We start from the raw sequence: 5072 nt of genomic DNA, 5'->3' as shown, positions 1-5072 counted from the left end.
CCGGTCACGGTACGTGCGCTCAGCTGACCGATCAGAGCTTCAATCATCGGAGCAACGACAGTTTGAGAGTATTTTCCAGAGGCTTTACCCATCTGGTTTATCGCGTAGACAACCGGAGGCGCTATACAAAGTATTGCCACCACCAGGGTCAACAAACCAAATACTGCGTAGTCAATGAAAAAGAACAGCATTGACAGCACAACAAGTCCCAGGCCAATAATCACCGGAATAAACAACCCAATGGATTTGGCGTTCCACGTCGTCAACCAGGAAGTATCATTGGTGATTTTTGTCGATGATTTCTTAACTTCTGACCATACAGAGTCAAAAGACGGAACGGAAATTTTAGGATGAGAGCTCATGAATCAAGAAATCCTTCCAAGTCGTATTGCTGGCGTTTGCGTTCATCAGTGAGCTCGAATAATTTATGTTCGCGAAATCCGAGGATGCCTGCAATGAGTACGGTCGGGAAAACTTGACGCTTCGTGTTGTAATCAGTAGCAGCCCGGTTGTACACACGACGCACTGCTTGTAAGCGTTCTTCAACCTCATTAATAGTGCGCTGCAGTAATTCAACGTTGTGCCGAGTTTGCATTTCTGGATAGTTTTCAAAAGATACGTTTGCACCCGGACCCGCGGGCATGTGTCGAAGCAGGAGTTGCTCAGCGTCTTGCAGTGATGCATTCAGCTGGGCTTTTTCATCGACTTCAAGATCACGAATGCTTCGCCCGGTACGTAGGGAGGTCGAGGTAAGAATCAGGTCGACTTCCTTCTGAACGGCGCCGGAAGCTGCATCAGCTTGAGCTTTAATTTGGTCAAAGCGCGTTTCCAGAGCAACGTCAATGCCTTGGAGTGCTTCTTTCGAAGAGTTCCGGGCCGAGACGAGCCGATTATAGACGGCGATCCCCCAAATGATAATCAGGACTACAACTACCAGCCCGATGATAATTGGCGCCCATTCTGACAGGAACGAGCCATCCATAAGAACACTTCCTTAGGTCTTGTTCGGACAAAAAACAGTTCGCCACAGCCTGTGAGGCGTGGAAAACACCGTCAAATCGTACCGACAAAACCTTCAAGGTTCCACCTTTAACTAACCAATATTTGAAAACGCTACAAAAATGTTAGGGATATTTGTACTGCAGATAGACAGTGCCGTTGTCGAAAATACGCTGTTTGACAAGCTCAAGGTCCAGTTTCACCCCATCGGGCAGGGCTTTGAGGCCGCCTCCAATGATGATCGGCACAATAAAGAATTCAAAGCGCTCAATGAGTCCGGCACGGATCGCGTCTGCGGCAGTGGTTGGGCCAAAGATCTCCACCACCCCATCAGCGTCTTGGCCGATGCGCCGGATCCGTTCAACGTCCAGGTGGGGTACGAGTTCGTCGTCGTCAGCGACCATATCTGCTGGGCTCAAGGTGGATGATACAACGATTTTATTGATGTGCTGCCATAGACGGCCAAAAACTTTTTCGGCTGGCGTGGCCTGGTCGGAATCGGGGTGGGTATCCCAGAACTGCATGAGTTCGTAGGTCTTACGCCCCATGATTTCTGTGGAAACTTCGCTCATGCGTTGCAGGTGGACGTCAAAGATTTCAGGACTCGGGGTGGCCCATTGGAAGTCACCTTTGGTATCGGCAATATAGCCGTCCAACGACATCGTAACGGTATAACTCAGCGTTCCCATGAGGTGAACCTCCTGGTGCGGGACCCGCGTGCCGAAATGCCAGACGCGGTTGCTGTCTCAAAGTCTAGCGCTGTGCGGCTTATACGTGTAGGCGTTTGGCAAGTTCGTGCCGGACTTCAGCGCCACGGTAGACCTGGATGACGACCAGTGCGAGCACGCTCACGGCCACACAAATGGCCGAGGGCAGGGTGGTGGTGACCCACCCAAAAACTAAAAACGCGATGGGCAACAGGCCCAGCAGGATGGTGATGCCGCTGTAAATAATGTAGTTGCCTACCTCCATTCGCATGGCTCTCACGGTGATCAGCAGCGCTATGATTGAGGAGCCACACACAATGGGGATGGCATAGTTCAACGACCATCCTTGCCAGCCGTTGAGATAGTCCCAGTAGAGACACACCAGTCCAACGATCAGCACCAGGTACACAATGCTTTTGGCGACGTTGCGACGTTTGCGCACCGCCATGACCGCTACCAGCCACATGGTGACCACGCCGAGCCATACGGAACGCACCGCACCGAATTCAGCTGGGCCGCGGCCCAGCAACAGTTGAACGGCAAAGGACCCGATGATGATCGCTAAGGAACCAAAAAACAACAACCGAAAGACGTGGCGTCGTGAGAAGTTCAGCCCAATGCTTGGAAACGGACTTGGTGAAGCATGACCTCGGGTAGGTTCGGCGCACAGCGGGCAGTTCTGCCAGTCGCCTGCGATTTCCACTGAGCACTGGGAGCATCGTTTCATAGTCTTATTCCTGAGCAAGTTCTGCTTCGGTGACCCGGGTTGCAGCAACTGTGACCGCAATGCCCTGGCCGGTCAGGTAGCGCGCGAATTCTCTGATGTGATCAGTTTCGATAAATGGTGAGGTGAAGCTGATGGTCAAGAGTCCGGCGTGCGACATCACGCACATCTGTGGGCGCACGGCTGAGACGTGAAAGCTCATGGCTCCCACGTGCGGATCAATGGTTTCGGGCAGGGTCACGCGTCCTAGATTAGAAACTGAAACGGTCAGCCCGCGATTATTAGCCCAGTTCAGGCCACGCAAGATGACGTCTTTCAGGGGGCGGGGCACGATGCGTAAGACCGGCGAGCGTTCGGCCCGGGTGAGTCGGCGCAGTTTTTTCCCCAGTGCTTCCGGGGAGGCTTTCGGGCGAAATTGTTGTTCCAGTTGTCTGCCGACTGAGGCAATATCGTCGGGGCCTTGGCCGTAGGTGTGTTCGACTCGCACGGTGGCAAAAAAGTTTCGGGGCGACACCGATGGGAAGAACTGGCGTAGGTTGACGGGGATCGTTGCCGCCAGCGTGCGGGACCTGCCGAGACCACCGGTGGAACGGCGGATTGCTTCAAAAAACAGGGCGGTGAGATACATGGTCATCGACACGCCTTCGGCTTTTGCCAAGGTGAGCACATCGTTGGCGGATGCGGTCAACTCCACGGCTCGTGTGCGGTAGTCGGGTGTGCGAGTTCCGGTGACTTGGAAGACCTTGGTGGTTGTGGTCAGGGTTGCGTCGCTTTCGATGTCTGTGACCTGGTCATCGGATAGGCTGCGTCGTCGGAAATACTGGGCGAAGCTGTCAACGGACAGGTCTCGTGCTGCGATATTCTCATCGGCAGCACCAGGTTGCGCAATGAGCTGAGCTGTTGAAGCGTCAGTACGTGCGGGGCGGTCCGGGTAGCGTAACCGGATGTATTGGCTGACTAGATCCGTGAGAAACCACAGCGCTCCGGTGCCATCGGACAGCGCGTGGAAGACTTCTAAGATGACGCGTTGCTGGTGATATATGACCCGAAATAACAGTCCCGCGCGGTCGGCGTCATAGATGGGGGCGCACGTCGGTTGCTCATCCGGGGTCACGGTTGGGCGCAGATCACTGTCTTGTAAGTAGTACCAAAAGATGGCGCGGCGTAGCACCGCGTGGTACAGCGTATAGCGGTCGTACGTTATATCAAGTGCGGCTTGTAACTGTTCAGGATCCACCTCATGATCCAGTTCAGCACTGAGTCGGAAGACCTTGGTGTCGGTTTCACTGCGTGCCGCCAGGAAAATATTCGAAGCGTTATCGAGTCGCACCCATTTGCGTCGTGTCATGCCGGGTCCTGTAATTGGTCGGCATCATCCAAGAATGCGGTGACCACTTCGTAGGCCTCCCGCAACGCTCGAGAGAGTCTGGGCAGGGCAATAAACCCGTGCAGGGCACCGTTGACCCGGTGAATATGCACGCTGTTTCCGGCCGCGCGTAATGCTTGCCCATAGGCTTCGCCCTCGTCTCGTAGTAAGTCTAATTCTGCTGTGATGACCAGGGTACGGGGCTGGTTGGTCAGATCCTGTGCCATCAGGGGCGCCACCTCCCATGTTTTTCGGCCGGCGGGGTCGGGAACATACAGGTCAAAATACGCTTGGACTTCGGCGTTGGTCAGCCGCAGGCCCGCGCCGTGTTCACGTACCGAGTCGAACGGTGAGGTGTGCGGATCATGGTCCCAATATGTGACCGGGTACAACAGGATCTGACGGGCCACACCTCGGTGGCCGTCCTGGTGCAAGCGCAGTGACACGACCGCCGCCAGGTTGGCTCCGGCTGAGTCACCGATCAGTACGATCTTGTCGGCATCCGCAATGCCCACCGGGTTGGGGTCATCTAATAATCTGCGCAGGATTTGATAGCAGTCTTCAAGCCCGGCCGGAAACGGGTATTCAGGGGCAAGCCGGTAGTCGACGGCGACGACGACGGCGCCGGTCAGATCGGCCATGTTGATACAGGTTGGGGTGTAGCTTTCAATATCTCCGATGACCCAACCGCCGCCGTGAAAAAAGACCAGCACCTCGTCTCGGGTTTGTTCTTTGGGGTGAAATACTCTGACCGGGATGTGGTGCGTTCCCGATTCGGAAGGCACTTCGTGGTCGACGGCCCGGTTGGTTGTCACACGGGGTGCGGCAAGGTGTCGTTGGAATCTGCGCACTTTTTCATAATCTTCACGCATATCAATCCGCGGTGCCGCAAAGAATCCAAGAACCGAGCGCACAACACGGTTGAGCCGCGTGCGCTGCTCGGCATTATTAGTTTGGCGCTTGGGCCTGCCACGTATCCACATAGCCCCATCCTATGGCAGGGCCCAGGTTGCCCATTCATTCGGCAGTGGTGACTACAACATGTCGGCGCATACCAGGTGCTATCTCGCGAAGAGTCGCATTCACATAGCTGATCGGCCGTCGTCAAGTGCCGGATATTTGAGATAGCTGCGTTCAACAAGCTATCTAGCTGTCGTGTCCAAGATCAACACATTCCGCCAGCGCCTGCTTGCGCTGTTCGGGTGTGAGTATCTGCCACGTCGACCACCCGGGTGTTGAACACTGCGAGAGTGTTTCCAATACCTCCTCGACGGAC

General features: G+C 55.0%; 6 protein-coding genes. All 6 read right to left on the bottom strand.

Features of this window, described 5'->3' with window-relative positions; genetic code table 11:
* Positions 1-362, bottom strand: a 362-nt coding sequence (locus tag K8V32_RS10110) for a hypothetical protein (protein WP_303906717.1), incomplete at its 3' end; no start/stop codon positions are given.
* Positions 359-982, bottom strand: a complete 624-nt coding sequence (locus K8V32_RS10105) for a LemA family protein (protein WP_303906714.1) — start codon at positions 980-982, stop codon at positions 359-361. The genes K8V32_RS10105 and K8V32_RS10110, both read right to left, overlap by 4 nt.
* Positions 983-1124: 142 nt before the next feature.
* Positions 1125-1688, bottom strand: a complete 564-nt coding sequence (locus tag K8V32_RS10100) for a dihydrofolate reductase family protein (RefSeq protein ID WP_303906711.1) — start codon at positions 1686-1688, stop codon at positions 1125-1127.
* A 79-nt stretch (positions 1689-1767) separates the two neighbouring features.
* Entirely contained in the window at positions 1768-2433 is a 666-nt protein-coding gene (locus K8V32_RS10095) for a DUF6320 domain-containing protein (RefSeq protein ID WP_303906708.1), read from the bottom strand.
* A gap of 4 nt (positions 2434-2437) precedes the next feature.
* Positions 2438-3778: an alcohol acetyltransferase gene (locus K8V32_RS10090; protein WP_303906705.1), complete on the bottom strand. Its 1341-nt coding sequence runs from the start codon at positions 3776-3778 to the stop codon at positions 2438-2440.
* A complete protein-coding gene (locus K8V32_RS10085; RefSeq protein ID WP_303906702.1) occupies positions 3775-4779 on the bottom strand; it encodes an alpha/beta hydrolase in 1005 nt (334 codons plus the stop codon). The genes K8V32_RS10090 and K8V32_RS10085 overlap by 4 nt, the downstream gene beginning before the upstream one ends.
* Positions 4780-5072: the final 293 nt, after the last annotated feature.

The sequence above is a fragment of the Enteractinococcus helveticum genome (genome assembly GCF_020742345.1).
Classification (GTDB): Bacteria; Actinomycetota; Actinomycetes; order Actinomycetales; family Micrococcaceae; genus Yaniella; species Yaniella helvetica_A.
The sequence above is the reverse complement of the archived record's forward strand: the minus strand, read 5'-3'. Positions and strand labels throughout refer to the sequence as shown.